This window comes from Aureimonas sp. AU12, from assembly GCF_001463705.1.
GTDB lineage: Bacteria > Pseudomonadota > Alphaproteobacteria > Rhizobiales > Rhizobiaceae > Aureimonas.
On the sequence record NZ_BBWH01000043.1, the window covers coordinates 25551 to 42415 of the forward strand.

Annotated in this window: 17 protein-coding genes and 1 tRNA gene; 15 read left to right on the forward strand and 3 right to left on the reverse strand. The window is 66.1% G+C overall.

Features of this window, described 5'->3' with window-relative positions; all coding sequences use genetic code 11:
• The first annotated feature begins 121 nt into the window (after positions 1-121).
• From ilvN to AUL33_RS17010, 14 genes are all read left to right on the forward strand, one after another.
• On the forward strand, positions 122-703 hold the full coding sequence (ilvN, locus tag AUL33_RS16945; protein ID WP_062210912.1) for an acetolactate synthase small subunit: 582 nt from the start codon (positions 122-124) through the stop codon (positions 701-703).
• A gap of 99 nt (positions 704-802) precedes the next feature.
• Positions 803-1399, forward strand: coding sequence for a LysE family translocator (locus tag AUL33_RS16950; RefSeq protein ID WP_062210915.1), 597 nt, complete (start codon positions 803-805; stop codon positions 1397-1399).
• A gap of 40 nt (positions 1400-1439) precedes the next feature.
• Complete coding sequence (locus AUL33_RS16955) at positions 1440-2567, forward strand: ATP-dependent RecD-like DNA helicase (protein WP_062210918.1); 1128 nt, start codon at positions 1440-1442, stop codon at positions 2565-2567.
• A gap of 186 nt (positions 2568-2753) precedes the next feature.
• A complete protein-coding gene (locus AUL33_RS16960; protein WP_062210921.1) occupies positions 2754-3407 on the forward strand; it encodes a TetR/AcrR family transcriptional regulator C-terminal domain-containing protein in 654 nt (217 codons plus the stop codon).
• A 45-nt stretch (positions 3408-3452) separates the two neighbouring features.
• Positions 3453-4472, forward strand: coding sequence for a ketol-acid reductoisomerase (ilvC, locus tag AUL33_RS16965; protein ID WP_062210923.1), 1020 nt, complete (start codon positions 3453-3455; stop codon positions 4470-4472).
• Between the two features lie 151 nt (positions 4473-4623).
• A complete protein-coding gene (locus AUL33_RS16970) occupies positions 4624-5043 on the forward strand; it encodes a PilZ domain-containing protein (protein ID WP_062210926.1) in 420 nt (139 codons plus the stop codon).
• 114 nt (positions 5044-5157) lie between these two features.
• Positions 5158-5233: transfer RNA gene (locus AUL33_RS16975), tRNA-Lys, on the forward strand.
• Between the two features lie 115 nt (positions 5234-5348).
• Positions 5349-5639, forward strand: coding sequence for a YkgJ family cysteine cluster protein (locus AUL33_RS16980; RefSeq protein ID WP_062210929.1), 291 nt, complete (start codon positions 5349-5351; stop codon positions 5637-5639).
• Positions 5640-5811: 172 nt separating this feature from the next.
• Positions 5812-6336: a DUF427 domain-containing protein gene (locus tag AUL33_RS16985; protein WP_062210933.1), complete on the forward strand. Its 525-nt coding sequence runs from the start codon at positions 5812-5814 to the stop codon at positions 6334-6336.
• A 175-nt stretch (positions 6337-6511) separates the two neighbouring features.
• Positions 6512-7954 carry a UbiA family prenyltransferase gene (locus AUL33_RS16990; protein ID WP_062210936.1) on the forward strand — a complete coding sequence of 481 codons (1443 nt, stop codon included), beginning with the start codon at positions 6512-6514 and terminating at the stop codon, positions 7952-7954.
• Positions 7947-9299, forward strand: coding sequence for an FAD-binding oxidoreductase (locus tag AUL33_RS16995; protein ID WP_082652691.1), 1353 nt, complete (start codon positions 7947-7949; stop codon positions 9297-9299). Before AUL33_RS16990 ends, AUL33_RS16995 begins: the two co-directional genes overlap by 8 nt.
• Positions 9300-9439: 140 nt before the next feature.
• Complete coding sequence (locus tag AUL33_RS17000) at positions 9440-9874, forward strand: EamA family transporter (protein ID WP_062210942.1); 435 nt, start codon at positions 9440-9442, stop codon at positions 9872-9874.
• Complete coding sequence (locus AUL33_RS17005) at positions 9871-10884, forward strand: NAD(P)-dependent oxidoreductase (RefSeq protein WP_062210945.1); 1014 nt, start codon at positions 9871-9873, stop codon at positions 10882-10884. The genes AUL33_RS17000 and AUL33_RS17005 overlap by 4 nt, the downstream gene beginning before the upstream one ends.
• Positions 10885-10895: 11 nt before the next feature.
• Entirely contained in the window at positions 10896-12350 is a 1455-nt protein-coding gene (locus AUL33_RS17010) for an aminotransferase class III-fold pyridoxal phosphate-dependent enzyme (protein WP_192843208.1), read from the forward strand.
• A gap of 80 nt (positions 12351-12430) precedes the next feature.
• Here AUL33_RS17010 and AUL33_RS17015 read toward each other — a convergent pair whose 3' ends face one another.
• On the reverse strand, positions 12431-14164 hold the full coding sequence (locus tag AUL33_RS17015) for a hypothetical protein (protein ID WP_062210949.1): 1734 nt from the start codon (positions 14162-14164) through the stop codon (positions 12431-12433).
• 131 nt (positions 14165-14295) lie between these two features.
• Here AUL33_RS17015 and AUL33_RS17020 point away from each other — a divergent pair, with 131 nt between their 5' ends.
• Entirely contained in the window at positions 14296-15135 is an 840-nt protein-coding gene (locus AUL33_RS17020) for a DUF1194 domain-containing protein (protein WP_062211417.1), read from the forward strand.
• 37 nt (positions 15136-15172) lie between these two features.
• On the opposite strand, the gene AUL33_RS17025 is transcribed toward AUL33_RS17020, so the two are convergent.
• Positions 15173-16129, reverse strand: a complete 957-nt coding sequence (locus AUL33_RS17025) for a YbhN family protein (protein ID WP_062210952.1) — start codon at positions 16127-16129, stop codon at positions 15173-15175.
• 238 nt (positions 16130-16367) lie between these two features.
• Positions 16368-16847 (reverse strand): hypothetical protein, encoded by a 480-nt coding sequence (locus tag AUL33_RS17030; RefSeq protein ID WP_210171793.1) that lies wholly within the window; start codon positions 16845-16847, stop codon positions 16368-16370.
• Positions 16848-16865 lie beyond the last annotated feature (18 nt).

A 16865-nucleotide genomic window follows, 5' to 3' on the forward strand; every position in this document is an offset into this window, starting at 1 on the left:
ACCGGCCATCCGACACGGCGGGGGCGGTGCGAGCCGTCCCCGTTTCGTCCGCCCGGTCGGCCCGCAAGGTCGCCGGCGCGGGATCCCGACCGTCTTCGCTCAAACCCTGCCGAGTGTCCTCATGAACCGCGCCATTCAGCCGCCCGCCTCCGCCTATTTCATCACCGACGAAAAGCCTTCGATCGAGTCTCGCACGCTGTCGATCGTGGTCGACAACGAGCCGGGCGTCCTGGCGCGCGTGATCGGCCTGTTCTCGGGGCGCGGCTACAATATCGAGAGCCTGACGGTTTCCGAGACCGACCACACCAAGCACCTGTCGCGCATCACCATCGTCACGAAGGGCGCCAAGCCTGTCATCGAGCAGCTGAAGAGCCAGCTCGACCGGATCGTGCCGGTGCACCGCGTCGTCGATCTGACGCAGACGGCCGTGGGCCTCGGCGAGGACGGCCCGATCGAACGGGAGCTGGCGCTCGTCAAGGTGGCGGGGCAGGGCGACGACCGCGTCGAGGCGCTGCGCCTCGCCGACGTGTTCCGCGCCAAGGTGGTGGATTCGACCACCGATCACTTCGTCTTCGAGATCACCGGCAAGACCTCGAAGATCGAGAAGTTCATCCAGATCGTCGCGCCGCTCGGGCTGGTCGAGGTGTGCCGCACCGGCGTCGCCGCGATGAGCCGCGGCAAGGATCCGATGTTCGAGGGCTGACCGCCTCGGTCGTCGCCGTCCCGTCTTCCGTATCGTCTCGCCCGGAGCAGCATCGGCCGGGCGAGCTTCAACCCTTTTCGTTGCACCCGGTGCCCGACGATGACCGCCGATCTTCTCCTCGCGCTGATGATCTTCGCCTTCGTGTCGTCGGTGACGCCGGGACCCAACAACATCATGCTGATGACGTCGGGGGTGAATTTCGGTTTCCGTCGCACCATCCCCCATATGCTCGGCATCGAGCTGGGCTTCGGCATGCTGCTTCTGGCGGTCGGCGTGGGGCTGGGTGCTCTGGTCCATGCCGTCCCTGGGCTGCAACTCGCCATGAAGGTGGCGAGCGCCGCCTATCTCCTCTGGCTGGCCTGGAAGATCGCTTTCTCGAAGGCGGCCGGCGGAGCTGCGTCGGCTGGCGAAAGGCCCATCACCTTTTTGCAGGCGGCGCTGTTTCAGTGGGTCAACCCCAAGGCATGGGCGATGGCGTTGGTCGCCATGGGGGCCTATGTCAGCGCCGAGGCGCCGACCCTTTCCATCCTCGCCGTGACCGCCGCGTTTCTCGCGGTCGGCATTCCCACCGCGACGCTCTGGACGGGCTTCGGCATCGGCCTTCGCCAATTCCTCTCCGACCCCAGGCGACTTCGCATCTTCAACGTCGCGATGGGCCTCGCCCTCGTCGCGACGCTCTGGCCCATGCTGCGCTGACGGGCTTGCCGCACGGGGCGATTTCTGCGACGCGAGGGGCATGAAGTTCTCCCCCCAGCAGGACGAGGCGCTGACGCGAGTCGCCGAATGGCTCGCGCGCGCCGACCAGCCGATCTTCCGCCTGTTCGGTTATGCCGGCACCGGCAAGACGACGCTCGCGCGTCACTTCGCCGAAGGGGTGGAGGGCGGTGTCCAGTTCGCGGCCTTCACCGGCAAGGCCGCGCAAGTGCTACGGACGAAGGGCGCCAAGTCCGCCAAGACGCTGCATTCGCTGATCTATCGCCCGCGCGGCGAGGAGACCGCCGAGGACGACAGCACCGGCACCGCGCGGGTCTCGCCGACCTTTTCGCTCAACCGGCAGAGCCCGGTCGCCAAGGCCAAGCTGATCGTGGTCGACGAATGCTCGATGGTGGACGAAGCGCTCGGGCGCGACCTCATGAGCTTCGGCACGCCGATCCTGGTGCTCGGCGATCCCGGCCAGCTGCCGCCGATCTCGGGCGGCGGCTTCTTTACTGAGGCCGAGCCGGACTTTCTCCTCACCGAAATCCACCGGCAGGCTCGCGACAACCCGATCCTGGCGCTGGCGCTCGACGCGCGCGAGGGCCGCGAGATCAAGCTTGGCGACCACGGGTCGGCCAAGGTCATCTCGAAGCGCGACGTCGATCGCGACGAGGTGCTGGCGGCCGATCAGGTTCTCGTCGGCACCAACCGGACGCGGCGACTCTATAACAATCGCCTGCGCGAGTTGAAGGGCTTCACCGGTGCCCTGCCGCAGTCGGGCGACAAGCTCGTCTGCCTGCGCAACGATCCCGCCAAGGGCCTTCTCAACGGGTCGCTCTGGCAGGTGATGACCGCTTCGCCCGAGACGGTGAAGCCGGGCACGAACCTGATCGTGAAGCCGGACGACGATGACATCGATAAGGGCATGGCCAAGATCAAACTGCTCAAGGCGGCCTTCGAGGATCCCGGCGCCGAGATCGCCTGGGCCGTGAAGAAGCGCTACGACGATTTCGACTACGGTTATGCGCTGACGGTCCACAAGGCGCAGGGTTCGCAGTGGAACAACGTGATGCTGTTCGACGAAAGCTGGGCCTTCAAGGACACCCGCGAGCGCTGGCTCTACACGGCCATCACCCGCGCCGCCGAGACCCTGACCATCGTCAAGTGAGGTGCGCATAGTCCACCCACCGGGGCCGCATCGCGTGCGGGTGGCTGCCGCGTAACAACGGTGGGGAAGGGCGCTTTTCCCTTGCCAAGCTGCCGCGTGCTCTGTAGATGCCACGTACCGTAACGTACGGTACGCAATCGGCCGGTCGGCCTCGGCGTATCGTCAGGGCCAGGGGAGCGGCGGGCGTTGGAGGCAGCAGCGGAGATCGACGGCGTGACGCCGACGGACCGCCAGCGCGAGGTGCTCGACGCCGCGCTGTCGCTGCTCGTGGCGACGGACGAGACCTTGACCATGACGGCCGTCGCCCGGCGCGCGAGCTGCTCGAAGGAAACCCTCTACAAGTGGTTCGGCGACCGCGACGGGCTGCTCACCGCCACCGTTCAGTGGCAGGCGGCCAAGGTTCGCGCCGCGCCGGTGGACCCCGAGACGCTGGATCGCGAGCGACTGGCGCATGCTCTGGAAGAGTTCGCTGTGGACTGGCTGACGGTTCTGTCTGGCGAAACGTCGGTTGCGCTCAACCGGCTGGCGGTCGGCCATGCCGGGTCTGAGAAGCGCGACCTCGGCGCCATCGTCCTGGAGAATGGCCCGTTCGCCATGCGTCGGCGGCTCGGCGCGATGCTCGAGGCGGGTCGGACCGCGGGGCTGCTGCGCTTCGAGGAGACCGGCGCCGTCTTCGGCACGTTCTTCGGCCTCGTCGTGCGCGACGTACAGATCCGCCTGCTGCTCGGCGAGAGGACCGCGCCGACCCCTACCGAAATCGACCGCGACGCCAGGGAAGCGACGCGGCAGTTCTTCGTCCTGTTCGGGACGAGCGAGATGGCGGCCGACACAAGCCGCTGACACCTCCGGCCGAAGAGCCGGGTAACCTTGGAAGGAAACGAACCCATGCGCGTTTACTACGATCGCGATGCCGATCTGAACCTCGTCAAGTCGAAGAAGGTCGTGATCGTCGGCTACGGCAGCCAGGGCCGCGCCCATGCTTTGAACCTGAAGGATTCCGGCGCGACCGACGTGGCGATCGCCCTGAAGGAAGGCTCGGCGACGCGCCAGAAGGCCGAGGCCGATGGCTTCAAGGTCATGAACGTCGCGGACGCCGCCAAGTGGGCGGACCTCCTGATGATGGCGACGCCCGACGAGCTCCAGGCCGACATCTACAAGGCCGACATCGAGGGCAACATCCGCGACGGCGCGGCGATCGCATTCGCCCACGGCCTCAACGTCCATTTCGGCCTGATCGAGCCCAAGAAGTCGCTCGACGTCGTCATGATCGCGCCGAAGGGCCCGGGCCACACGGTTCGCGGCGAATACCAGAAGGGCGGCGGCGTGCCTTGCCTCGTGGCGGTCCACCAGGACGCCAGCGGCAACGCGCTGGAGCTGGCGCTCTCCTACGCCTGCGGCGTCGGCGGCGGTCGTTCGGGCATCATCGAGACCAACTTCAAGGAAGAGTGCGAGACCGATCTCTTCGGCGAGCAGGTCGTGCTCTGCGGCGGTCTGGTCGAACTCATCCGCGCCGGCTTCGAGACGCTGGTCGAGGGCGGCTACGCGCCCGAGATGGCCTATTTCGAGTGCCTGCACGAGGTGAAGCTCATCGTCGATCTCATCTACGAGGGCGGCATCGCCAACATGAACTACTCGATCTCGAACACTGCCGAGTGGGGCGAGTACGTCACGGGACCGCGCATCATCACGGACGAGACCAAGGCCGAGATGAAGCGCGTGCTGAAGGACATCCAGAGCGGCAAGTTCACGTCCGACTGGATGCAGGAGTACCGTTCGGGCGCCGCTCGCTTCAAGGGCATCCGCCGCATGAACGATCGTCACCAGATCGAGGAAGTCGGCGAGAAACTGCGCGGCATGATGCCGTGGATCAAGTCGAACGCCCTCGTCGACAAGGCGCGCAACTAAGGCGAGCAAGTATACGCGAGAAAAGAGAAGGGCGGGCGCCAAGCCCGCCCTTCTCCGTTTCGAACATCTCCTCGCTCCGGAGGATTCAGGTCTTTGAAACCTTCCGGGTGCAGTCTGGTCGGTGAAGATCGACTGAAGAGAGGGTTGGCCCATGGCTGCCGTGAACCAGCCCGCGACCACCGACGACGAGCGCCGCGTCGCACCGCGCACGCGCACCCTGAAGCGCGCCAAGATCCTGTTCAACAACCGCTTCTCGACGTTCGACTGCATCGTGCGCAACATCTCCGCGACCGGCGCACTCCTCACCATCGATCCCGCAGCGCCGCTGCCGAAGGTCTTCGAGATCAAGATCGGCGACGATGAGGCGCTTCGGCCGGCGAAACTCGTCTATCGCCGCGAACTCTTCGCCGGCATCCACTTCCTCGACGTTCCGCAGGAGAGTGAGCCATCCCCTTCGCGCGAGGAGGAGCGGCAGGTGGCACTCGGCGAGACGTCGGCTGCCGCGACGCTGCGCATCGTGGCGCGCGAGCTGCCGCACGGCCTCGTGTCGCGCTTTCCCTGGATCGCCTGACGACGGCAAGTTTTTTGCACAGGGGCACCCAATCGGTGCTGGACAGCCAGAAAGGCTTTGGCTATACACCGCTTCGCAGACGACGAGTGCTTCTGCAGCGCCGCAAAGCGCATCGGGTGATTAGCTCAGTTGGTAGAGCAGCTGACTCTTAATCAGCGGGTCGTAGGTTCGAACCCTACATCACCCACCACTCTTCTTTCGGCTTACTGCTTCGGATCGATCTGATCTCCACCACGGCACGATAAGTCTGGACTCGCTCCACCTTGGCTTCGACCCTTCCATCCGCTTCAACAGTCGTCGCGACGATGCCCGAGTCGTTCGACTGCCAGAGCTGCGGCGCCTGTTGCTCGACCTCCGCGGATTGGCCGCGATTCTCGACCGAGCCCGACGAGGCGCTCGATCTGATCCCGGAAGCGCTCGTCTCCCTCGATCTCAGCGGCATGCGCTGCGAGAACGATCGTTGCCTGGCGCTTGCGGGCACGGTGGGGCAGGGGACCGCCTGCACGATCTACGCCATCCGTCCCGTCGTCTGTCGCGAATGCCAACCGGGTGATCCCGAATGCCTGATCGCGCGGGACCTTCACGGCATCGTCTGACGGACCGATCGCGGCCCCGATCGGCGCTCGTCCTCCGGTTGCGTCGATCTTCGTTCTTGACCCCCAGTTGTCGGGCTGTCACGATTCGACTCCTGCCTGTGCCGCGTGAACCTGTCCGCGTAGAGGACGACCGTCAGACGAGCGTGCCTGAATGCGGGCCGGAGGTTTTCCGATGTCTTTCTCCCTCAGTTCCTTCCTCACACATCCCGTATCGCCCGACCCGGTCCGGCCCGGGCAGGAAAGCGTCTGGTCCTATCCGCGCCCGGCTGTGGCCGAGCGCACCGATCGACACCTGAAGATCGTCCATCGCGGTTTCACGCTGGCCGAGACGCGTTCGGGGTTCCGAACGCTCGAGACCAGCCATCCGCCGTCCTACTATTTTCCGCCCGAGCACGTCGCCACGATGCTGCTCGGCGAGTCGCACCAGCGGACGCAATGCGAATGGAAAGGGCAAGCGCGCTATTTCGACGTCGACATCGACGACGAGGTGCTGCGGGATGCCGCCTGGTGCTATCCGAATCCCGATCCGGCTTTCGCCATGCTGACCGGATGCTTCGCCTTCTATGCCGGCGTCTTCGACACCTGCACGGTGGACGGCGAAAACGTCGTGCCGCAGGGCGGAGGCTTCTACGGCGGCTGGATCACCGGAGATCTCGCCGGTCCGTTCAAGGGGGTGCCGGGCAGCCGGGGCTGGTAAGGTCGCCTTCGCACTCGCAAGTCATTGATGAAGATAAGCCGAACTTCGTTCGTGGTGCGTTCATCATGTCTCCCGGTATTCACGCGATCACGGCCGTCTTTACCCAGCGGAAAGGCGCGCGCACCCCAATATCCCTTCTCATGAAACGGCCGGAACGGCGAATGGGAAGCGGCGCATGGATACGCTCATCGCAAGAACGGAACGTCCCCTCTACGTCGATCTCGACGGGACGCTGATCCGAAGCGACATCCTGTGGGAAAGCCTCTTCCTGTTCGCACGGGCCCATCCGCTGCAGTTCTGGCGAGTGTTCGGCTGGGCGCTGTCGGGTAAGTCCGTGCTGAAGGCGGAACTCGCCGCGCGCACCGAGATCGACGTCGCGACGCTGCCCTACCGAGAAGAGGTGGTCGCGAGCCTCCAGGCGGAGCGCGAGGCCGGACGGCACATCGTTCTCGCCACCGCTTCCAACGAACGCACGGCGCAGGCCGTCGCACGGCATCTCGGCCTCTTCGACGACGTCATCGCAAGTGATCGCGAGACCAATCTGTCGGCCGACCGCAAGCTCGAGCGCATCCGCTCGCAGTGCTTCGGCAGGGGTTTCGACTATGTCGGCAACTCGCGCGACGACATCTGCCTCTTCGACGCCGCCGACACCGTGACGGTGGTCCAGCCCGACCGGTCCGCCCGCGCCTGGCACCGCGCCTCCGATCGCGGCTCGCGGTTGATCGCCGATCGAGGACATCTCGCCCGCAGCATCCTCAAGGCGATGCGGCCGCACCAGTGGACGAAGAACCTCCTCGTCTTCGTGCCGCTGGCGCTCAACCAGGACTTCTTCGACACCGCCCTGGTCCTCTCGGGGATCGTCGGCTTCCTGGCCTTTTCGCTCGCGGCCTCGTCGGTCTACCTCCTCAACGATCTGCTCGATCTGCCGGCCGACCGGCGCCACAAGACCAAGCGCAACCGGCCCTTCGCCAGCGGCGCGGTGCCCATCCCGCTGGGGCTAGCCCTGGCCGGCCTGCTCCTCGTCACCTCGTTCCTGCTCTCGGCCTTGCTGCCGATCGAGTTCACCGCCGTTCTTGCGGTCTACATGGTGGCGACCACGGCCTATTCGTTCGTCCTCAAGCGCATGCTTCTCATCGACGTCCTCACGCTGGCGGGGCTCTACACGCTGCGTATCATCGCGGGGGCCGCGGCGGCGCATTCGATGGAATCCTTCTGGCTGCTGGCCTTCTCGATCTTCTTCTTCCTGTCCCTGGCGTTGGTGAAGCGCTTCGTCGAGGTGGCGGATTTCGGCGAGGGCGTCACGCGCTCGTCTTCGGGGCGCGGTTATGTCGGGCTCGATCTGGAGACGATCGGGCAGGCGGGCATGGCGTCCGGCTTCGCCTCGGTCCTCGTCCTCGCGCTCTATGTCGACAGCGCCGAGGTCCGCCAGCTTTACGACCATCCCTACCTGATGTGGCCGCTCTGCCCGCTCGTCCTCTACATCGTCGTACGGATCTGGGTGCTCGCCCGGCGTAACCAGATGAACGAGGACCCCGTCGTCTTCATCCTCAACGACTGGCGCTCGCAGATCATGATCGGCCTCGGCGGCCTCCTCTTCCTGGGGGCGGCTTATGTCTAACTCCGACGCCAGCTGGGGCCGGACGGCGCCCACCAACGTCACCCGCGCGACCCTTCGAACCGAGGCAGGCGACGGTTTTGCGGCGGTGCGCAGCCCGAACGGCCTTTTGCCGCGCGGAAATGGCCGCTCCTACGGCGACAGTGGCCTGAACGACGCCGGGCTCCTGATCGATCGGCGCGCCGGAGCCGCCATCCATCGCTTCGATCCTCTGACCGGCCTTGTCGAGGTCGATGCCGGCGTTCTCCTGCCGGAGATCGTCCGCATTGCCGCGCCGCAGGGCTGGTTCCTGCCGGTCACGCCAGGGACGCAGTTCGTCACGATGGGCGGCGCACTGGCCAACGACGTCCACGGCAAGAATCACCATCGCCGTGGCACACTTGGACGCGCGATCGAGAGTTTCACCCTGCATCGCTCGGACCGGGCGGAACCGCTTCGCTGCTCGCGGACGACGAACGCCGACTTCTTTGCGGCGACGATCGGCGGCCTCGGACTGACCGGTCTCGTCGGTCGGATCACGTTGCGTCTGATGCCGGTCTCGTCGCTGACGATCCGCGAGACCACGCTTCGCTTCGACCGCCTGGCCGACTATTTCGATGCCGCGGAAGAAGCCGATTCACGCCATGAGTATGCGGTCGCCTGGATCGACTCCCTTGCAAGTGGCGATGCTTTCGGCCGGGGGCATCTCATCGCCGGCGATCATGCGCCGGACGGAGACCGGAGCGGCATTGCCCGGCCCGCGCTGGCGAGCGTCCCGTTCACGCCGCCGATCAGCCCGCTCAAGGGGCTGGCTCTTCGTGCCTTTAACGAAATGTACTTTCGCAAGGCACGAGCAGGAACGACCCGGCGCGACGTGCCGTTCGACGGTTTCTTCTACCCGCTTGATCGTATCGGCGCGTGGAACCGGCTCTACGGGCCGAGCGGGCTTCACCAGCACCAGAGCGTGGTGCCGGCCGAGGTCGCGCCGCAGGCGGTGCGGGCTCTCATGGAATGCGCCCGCTCCCATAAGCAGGGCTCGTTCCTGACGGTGCTCAAGCGCTTCGGCGCGCTGGAAAGCCCGGGTCTCCTCAGTTTTCCCAGGCCTGGCTACACGCTGACGCTCGACTTTCCCCATCGCGGCGAGCGCACGTTGCGGCTTCTCGCCGAACTCGACCGCATCACCGTGGCCGCGGGCGGGGCGGTGAACCCCTACAAGGACGCCCGGATGTCGCCCGAGACCTTCGCGGCCTCGTTCCCGAACTGGGAGCGGCTGGAGCGGCTGCGCGATCCCGCCCTCATGTCCGACTTCTGGCGCCGCACCGCCGGGCAGCTCCGGCCGTCGAAAAGCGTGACCTCGGCGGCGGCCTGACGACCTCGGCCGCAAGGCTTTGTTGACGCTGCGGAAGGAAAGAGCCGCGCGCCCGCCTGCAAGCCCGCCGCCTTAACTCGATGTCGGCGCGCACGCACTATCGTCGCGGGCCAGACGCACCCCTCGATACGGAGCGGCCGATGAGCCGGTACATACCCTTCATCCTCTTCACGGTGTTCACCAACGCCGCGGCGCAGATGATGCTGAAATACGGAATGATGCAGCTCGGGCCGCTGTCGTTCGCCGGGGTCAACCCGGTGGTGAAGATCCTGCAGATCGTCTTCAGCCCCTTCGTCTTCCTCGGGCTCGCGACCTTCGTGATCTCGATGGCTTCGCACCTCTTCGTGCTGTCGAAGGTCGAGTTGTCATACGCCTATCCCTTCCTCTCGCTCGCCTATGTCGCGGTGGCCGTGGCCGCGTGGGCCCTGTTCGGCGAGGAACTGAACCCCTCGCGCATCGGCGGCATCGCGCTGATCTGCCTCGGCACGTTCTTCATCGCCAAGGGCGGATCGACGATCCACGGCGAGGAGACGCCGGTCGCCGCCATCCAGACCTCTGAAGGAGCCACCCGATGAAGCATGTCCTCTTCGGCGGCGACGGTTTCGTCGGCCGCCATCTCGCGCAGAAGCTCGTTGCCGATGGCGAGGAGGTTGTGGTCGCCGACATCGCCCGCAGCGAATTGCCGCATTATGCGCGTGCCGCCCATATGAGCGTCGACGTGACCGACCCCGCGGCTGTGCGCCGCGTGCCGATCGCCGCCGGCGACATGGTCTACAACCTGTCGGCCAAGATGCTCTCGCCGCTGCAGGTGCGGGCCAAGCGGCACGAGTTCTTCTTCCCGGTGAACTATCACGGCACGGTCAACATCATCGAGGCGATGGACCGGGCGGGGGCCAAGGACCTCGTCCACTTCACCACCGACATGATCTACGGCCACACGGTCAAGACGCCGATGACGGAGGACCATCCGGTCGCGCCACTCGGCGAATACGGGCGGTCGAAGCTGAAGACCGAGGAACTCGCCGGCGATTGGCGCCGACGCGGCATGAACATCTCGCTTTTCCGCCCGCGGCTCATCATCGGCCCCGGCCGGCTCGGCATCCTGGAGAAGCTGTTCAAGCTGATCGACGCCAACCTGCCGGTGCCGATGATCGGATCGGGTCGCAACCCCTACCAGTTCATCTCGGTCTTCGACTGTGCCGAGGCCGCGCGACTGGCGTGGAAGGCGGGCGTGCCGAACGAGGCCTACAATCTCGGCTCGCTCAACCCGCCGCCGGTGCGCAAGCTCCTCGGCGACCTCGTCAAGCATGCGGGCTCGAAGTCGATCCTCGTGCCGACGCCGGGCTGGGCGGTGAAGAAGACCCTCGACCTCCTCGACGCGATGAACCGGCCGCTCATGGATCCCGAGCAGTATCTCATCGCCGACGAGGAATGCGTGCTGGATGTGTCGAAGGGCAAGCGCCAGCTCGGCTGGGTGCCGCAGTACCGCGACGAGGACATGCTGATCGCCGCCTATTCCGAATACCGGGCGAAGAAGGAAGGCCGCGCCGCGTCCTCCGCCGCCTTCGCCCAACCCGCCGAGTGAGGACCGCCGACATGCTGGATCGCCCGATCACCGCCGCCCCCTCGCTCGACGCGCCGCTCCGCCAGGGGCCGCCGAAGCCGAACATGCTGACGCTCGAACAGGCCAAGGCCATGGACGTCGGCACCATGGCGGACGTGTTCAAGGAGCACATCAACCCCGGCCAGTTCCATTTCATGAAGCTGCTCGGCTTTCACAAGGTCAAGGTCGAGCGCGCCGAGGGCATGTTCTACATCGACCAGAACGGCCGCAAGATCCTCGACTTCTTCGGCGGCTTCGGCTCGCTTGCCTTCGGCCATAACCATCCGCGCATCCTGAACGCCCGCAAGCAGTTCCAGGACGAGAAGCGCCACGAGATCGCGATCGCCTTCCTGTCTCAATATGCGGCAGCGCTGGCCAAGAACGTCGCGGCCTGTTCGCCGGGCGATCTCGACATGGTGTTCCTCGGCTCGTCGGGCTCGGAAGCGATGGAGGCCGCAATCAAGGTGGCCGAGCGTGCCTCGGGCCGCAAGAACTGCAAGATCGTGCATGCCGAAAACTCCTTCCACGGCAAGACGAAGGGCGTTCTTTCGATCACGGACTCGACGCTCTATCAGGGCGAGTTCAAGCTGGTCGAGAACACCTACAAGGTGCCTTTCGGCGATCTCGCCGCGCTGACGGCCGTGGTCCGCTCGGATCCCGATGTGGGCGTCGTCGTGCTCGAGACGATCCAGGGCGGCGGCGGCATCATCGAGGCTCCGACGGAATACTGGCAGGGCGTGCGCGCGCTGTGCGACCAGCACAAGGTGATCTGGGTCGCCGACGAGGTTCAGTGCGGCTACGGCCGGTCCGGCAAGTTCTACGCGTTCGAACACCACGGCGTGGTGCCCGACGTGACGGCGCTGGCCAAGAGCTTCGGCGGCGGCAAGGCGGCGATGGCGGCGATGGTCGCGCGGCGCGACGTCTACATGAAGGCCTACGGCACGCCGAAGACCGCGATGATCCACGCCCATGCCACGTTCGGCGGCATCGGCGAGGGCTGCGCAACCTCGATCGAGGCGCTGAACACGCTTTATGACGAGGACCTGATCGGCAATGCCGCGGTGGTCGGCGAGTATCTGCTGGAGCGCCTGCGGACGATCCAAGAGAAGTACCCCTCGATCGTCAAGGACGTGCGCGGACGCGGCCTGATGGTCGGGCTCGAGTTCCATGACTTCTCGAAGACGCTGCCCTTCGCGGTGCGTCCGATGGTGGCGCTGCTCGACGAAAAGCTGAAGGGCTCGCTGTCGGGTTTCGTCGGGGCGCTGCTCCTGAAGGACTATGACTGCCTCGTCGCCTTCACCGAGTACAATCGCAACGTCATTCGCCTCGAGCCGCCGCTCATCTGCTCGCACGACAACGTGGACCAGTTCTGCGACGCGCTGGACGAACTGCTCGGCCGCGGCATCGTCTCGATCGTCACCAGCTTCGTGCGCTCGCAGGTCGGCTGAGCGCTCGTCGTCCTGCGATCGTGGTTGAGGGCCGGGTGGCGACGCCCGGCCCTTCTTCATGCCGGCGCCTGCGAGCCTCCTCAGGAAGCGGGCTGCCGCAGCAGGCCGATCCAGCAGGGGGAAAGCCGGACCTCCCGGTGCCCGGTAAGCGCTGGCGCGTAGATTTCGCGCAGCCGGACATTGGCGGCGGTCACCGGGCAGGTCGGGTAGAGGACGAGATCGGTCGCCGCCACGGTGGCCAGCGTCTCGGCATCCGGCGGCGGTACGGCGCGGAACGGATCGGCGCCGATGGCGATGCGGCGCGGTGCCTGCCGATCCAGGAGATAGGGATACGGATTGACGAAGTTCAGGCTCATGATCGTTTGGAAGCGTTCGCCGGTTCGCGCCTCGTAGGCGAGGATCGACGAAACCGCATCTTCCGTCGCCAAGAGCCAGGCGACCTGGAACTCGACGTCGGAATACATGAAATAGCTGGGCAACTGCCGCGCATCGGCAAAGGCCTGATAAGCCTCTGGGAAGCGCTGGTAGTTGGCGATGAGATTGCGCGCGCTCGCGACGATCTCGGGCTTTTGCGTGACGGCGCCGAGGCTCTTCAGGTGCGGGCCGGGGATCGCCACCGTCTTGGCCTCGCCGCCGATGGCGCGGATCGTGCGGTGGACGACATCAACGAGCGGCGGGAGATAGGTCGCGGCCGTCAGCGTCAGCACCGCGATCATCGGCACCGTGGCCAACCGGGGCGCGGCCACGACGATGGCGAGAAGGATCGGCCAGAGGAAAATGAAGGCTTGCCCGCCGGTGTTCTGCGTCTCGAAGAACAGCCCGGTGAAGAGGGCGGCCGCGACCCATGCCGCGTCGCGATCGAACAGTGCCGCACAGCGCCCCGGCGAAGGATGCCGGAGCAGGGCGCCGGCCGCCGAAGCAATCGAGCGTCTGTCGATCGCGACAAGGGCGACGAGGAGCAGGACGCCGGATCCGAAGATGCCGAAGTGGACCGACCCCGCCTGCAGGAAGCGCGATAGCAGCACGCCCTCGTTCATCGACACGAGAAGCAGGATGTCGCCGAGATAGGCGCGAACGAGACCGGTGCCGGCATCGAGCGCCACAAGCGCCAGCCCGAACGCGGCGAGGGAGGCCAAGGCCGTGCGCAGCGACACGCGGCCGGCGAGGAAGGCGAAGGCACACAGCATGCCGCCCGCCGCGAACCCGGTGATCTTCGACAGGAACAGCGCGATGCAGCACCAGGCGATGACGAAGAGCATCACCCTCTGCCGCCGCTCGAAAACGAGCGCGGCGGTGAGGACGAAGAGAAGCTCGGTGGCCTGCCGGTTGTAGATCCCGTATCCGTCGACGCCCGGGAAGCTCGAATACTGCTCGACGTTCATCGGCGCGAGCTGGAAGACGAGGAAGGGCACGAAGAGCGCGAGGGCGCGCAGCCTCGATTGGCGCTCGACGCCCGCCAGCACCGGCAGGAGGGGCGGCAGCGTGATGGCGAGGAAGGTCCACTGCACCAGCAGCAGCGGCTGCGCGCGCGGGAACAGGGTTTCGCCCGCGGCGAAGAGCCAGTAGCCGAGCGGGCCGACGGGGGCGAAGAAATCGACTGACGGGATCTGGCCGGAGAGGACCCGCTGCGCGCCGTCCAGATAGACGACGAGATCCCAGTACATCGGCCCGACCGGAAGCTTGAGCGGCAGGCAGAGAAGCAGGATGCAGACGGCGACCACGGCAGCGGCCAGCGCGCCGGTTCCCAGGCGCTGCGTCGGCGAGAGTGGCCCTGATGCGTCGACTGCGCGTCCGCGCTGCACGATCTCGCTCATTCCCCGGTATCCCAACTCCCGCGCGACCGCTCCGTCCTACAGATCGGAGGTTGAACGGGGCTGGCGAGCCGCCAAGCTTCGTTACGATTTTGTGTCTTGCGCATCGCCGCGGCGAGGCGGACCATCCGACCATGCGGATCGCCCTTGCATTGCTCGCAGCATGTCTGGCCTCGACGACGCTTCCGGTGCGGGCCCAGCCGGCTGCCGTCGCAGACCTTCCGGTCGATGTCGAACTCGTTCTCGCCGTAGACGTGTCCTGGTCGATGGACCGGGCCGAGCAGGAGATCCAGCGCGACGGCTATATCGCGGCCCTGCGCAGCGCCGAGGTGCAGGAGGCCATCCTGCACGGGGCCTACGGGCGCGTCGCGATCTCCTATGTCGAGTGGGCGGGCGAGCTTTCGCAGTCGGTGGTGATCCCCTGGACGCTGGTGGACTCGAAGGCCGCCGCGGAGAGCTTCGCCTATCGGCTGGCCGCCGCCGAGCCCGATCGGCTCCGCCGCACCTCGATCGCCGCCGCCATCGACTTCGTCGCGCCGATGTTCGATGGCAACGGCTTTGCCGGAGATCGCCGCGTCATCGACGTCTCCGGCGACGGGCCGAACAACCAGGGCCGGTCCGTCGCCGACGCGCGAAATGCCGCCATCGCGCGAGGCATCACCATCAACGGCCTGCCTTTGATGACGACGGGCGGCGAGGTGGGAAGCTGGGGCTCCATCGCCGACCTCGACCGGTACTATGCCGACTGCGTCATAGGCGGCCCCGGCGCCTTCATGATTCCCGTCAACGAATGGGCCCAATTCCCGGAGGCGGTGCGCCGAAAGCTCGTCCTCGAACTGGCCGGGCTCTGGCCGAAGCGCGCGCCGGTCGGCCAGCCGCCGGTCGCATTGCTTGCCGCTACGGCGACGCGAGCGGATTGCCTCGCGGGCGAGCGCATGTGGCAGCAACGGCAGGATCGCTGGGCACCGAACTGAACGGGCCAGCGCCGCGACGGTCCATCGAACCTGCGCTTCAACTCGACTTGCGCGAACCGGGGTCGAGTTCGCGCCGCTTCCACATCGCGCTTTGCTCGAACAGCAGGACGAAGACGATCGCCACGGCGAAGGGCAGCAGAAGATAGAGGATGCGGAAGACGAGGAGAGCGGCGAGGACGTCCGTCTCCGGCACATCCGACAGGCCCGCGAGAAACGTCACCTCGAGGACGCCGAGCCCTCCCGGTGCATGGGAGACGAGCGCCAGCGAGAAGGACACCACGAAGATCGCGAGCACCACGACGAAGCCGGGATTGCTGGCCTCCGGCAGCGCGAAATAGATGATTCCGGCGGCCGCGATGATTTCCAGCGGCGCCGCGATCAGCTGCCGCACCACGACGTCGCGGCGCGGATACTGCAGGAGGAAGCTGCCGATCTTCATCGGCTTCAGGCCCTTGAGGCTTCCGAAGACGTAGAGCGCGATCCCCGCCAGAATGACGAGCGAGATCACCACGGGAATGATGGGATCGATGTCGAAATAGCGTTGCACGGTCGTCGGGTGCAGAAGCAGCGTCACCGCGCTCACAAGGAGCACGCCGAGCCCGAACGTGAACGAGCAGAAGGCGATGAGAAGCGCGATCTCCGGCCCCGTCAGCCCCCGCGAGCTGTAGGCCCGGTAGCGCACGACCGCGCCGGAAAACACCGAGGCGCCGATATTGTGCGAGAGGGCGTAGGTGGCGAAGGACGTGGCGGCGACGAACGGAAACGACACGTGACGCCCGACATGGCGCAGGGCGAGACGATCGTAGTAGGCCAGCATGACGTAGGCGAGGATCGCGGATGCGATCGAGCCCGTCCATTGCGGCGCGCTGATCGCCGTAAAGCTCGCCCATATGTCGTCCAGCGACAGCCCCTGGACCTCCCGATATAGCAGCCAGCAGGAGAAGATCACGGCCACGAGACCGATCGCCGGCCAGACGGCGTCTTTCAGCTTCATTCAACGTCCTTCCCGGCCCGAATGCCTTGGCAGCCGATCTCTAGCCCCTGCACGCAAAGCCTGTGTCCGACGTGTCGAGACATAGGCTTTGTCGATAACAAGGGGAAGAAAGCGCCGTGCAAAAGCCTCGCCGAATCGGTCGATTGTGCGTGAGCGGGCGAATGCCGGCGTGCGATCGGCAACTCGACGCCATCGCGGCGGCAGGTGCGCCCGTCGTATCCGCCGCGTCGGCCGGTCCTCAGCGAGAGAGCCGCTTGCGGTTGGCGCGCACGCGGCTGGAGAACGGCATGAGTCCCGCCGAGACGATCGCATCGAGATCGTTAACGGCCCTCGGTGAACCGGTGGCGAGCGCCAGCGTCGCCGACGTCATTGCCGTCGCCATCGCGACGTTCATGGCGATGAAGCTCTCACCGACGGCCTGCAACTTCTCGGTGACCATGCGATCCATCTCGCGCCGATCACCGGCCGTCGGATGCGCGCTGCTCATCCACATCTGGCCGAGCCGTGCTCCGATCACCCAGGGCGACAAGGTCATCAGGCTCGCGATCTCGGTCGCCGTCTTGTTGTCGCTCATCATCTGTCTTTCGAAAGGCAGGGCGATAGGATCGCCCGCGCTCTTAAGATGGGAGCCGATCCCGGCAAAAGTACAGGGCATGATCGATGGGCGTGACCATACGGAGCCAACCGCGACGAAATGGTCACGGGTCCCCGACTTCATCGCGTCATAAAAAATATG

Coding starts and splice junctions, on each gene's coding strand:
- ilvN (WP_062210912.1), top strand. CDS start 122: ATGAACCGCGCCATTCAGCCGCCCGCCTCCGCCTATTTCATCACCGAC.
- AUL33_RS16950 (WP_062210915.1), top strand. CDS start 803: ATGACCGCCGATCTTCTCCTCGCGCTGATGATCTTCGCCTTCGTGTCG.
- AUL33_RS16955 (WP_062210918.1), top strand. CDS start 1,440: ATGAAGTTCTCCCCCCAGCAGGACGAGGCGCTGACGCGAGTCGCCGAA.
- ilvC (WP_062210923.1), top strand. CDS start 3,453: ATGCGCGTTTACTACGATCGCGATGCCGATCTGAACCTCGTCAAGTCG.
- AUL33_RS16970 (WP_062210926.1), top strand. CDS start 4,624: ATGGCTGCCGTGAACCAGCCCGCGACCACCGACGACGAGCGCCGCGTC.
- AUL33_RS16980 (WP_062210929.1), top strand. CDS start 5,349: ATGCCCGAGTCGTTCGACTGCCAGAGCTGCGGCGCCTGTTGCTCGACC.
- AUL33_RS16985 (WP_062210933.1), top strand. CDS start 5,812: ATGTCTTTCTCCCTCAGTTCCTTCCTCACACATCCCGTATCGCCCGAC.
- AUL33_RS16990 (WP_062210936.1), top strand. CDS start 6,512: ATGGATACGCTCATCGCAAGAACGGAACGTCCCCTCTACGTCGATCTC.
- AUL33_RS16995 (WP_082652691.1), top strand. CDS start 7,947: ATGTCTAACTCCGACGCCAGCTGGGGCCGGACGGCGCCCACCAACGTC.
- AUL33_RS17000 (WP_062210942.1), top strand. CDS start 9,440: ATGAGCCGGTACATACCCTTCATCCTCTTCACGGTGTTCACCAACGCC.
- AUL33_RS17005 (WP_062210945.1), top strand. CDS start 9,871: ATGAAGCATGTCCTCTTCGGCGGCGACGGTTTCGTCGGCCGCCATCTC.
- AUL33_RS17010 (WP_192843208.1), top strand. CDS start 10,896: ATGCTGGATCGCCCGATCACCGCCGCCCCCTCGCTCGACGCGCCGCTC.
- AUL33_RS17015 (WP_062210949.1), bottom strand. CDS start 14,164: ATGAGCGAGATCGTGCAGCGCGGACGCGCAGTCGACGCATCAGGGCCA.
- AUL33_RS17020 (WP_062211417.1), top strand. CDS start 14,296: ATGCGGATCGCCCTTGCATTGCTCGCAGCATGTCTGGCCTCGACGACG.
- AUL33_RS17025 (WP_062210952.1), bottom strand. CDS start 16,129: ATGAAGCTGAAAGACGCCGTCTGGCCGGCGATCGGTCTCGTGGCCGTG.
- AUL33_RS17030 (WP_210171793.1), bottom strand. CDS start 16,847: ATGAAGTCGGGGACCCGTGACCATTTCGTCGCGGTTGGCTCCGTATGG.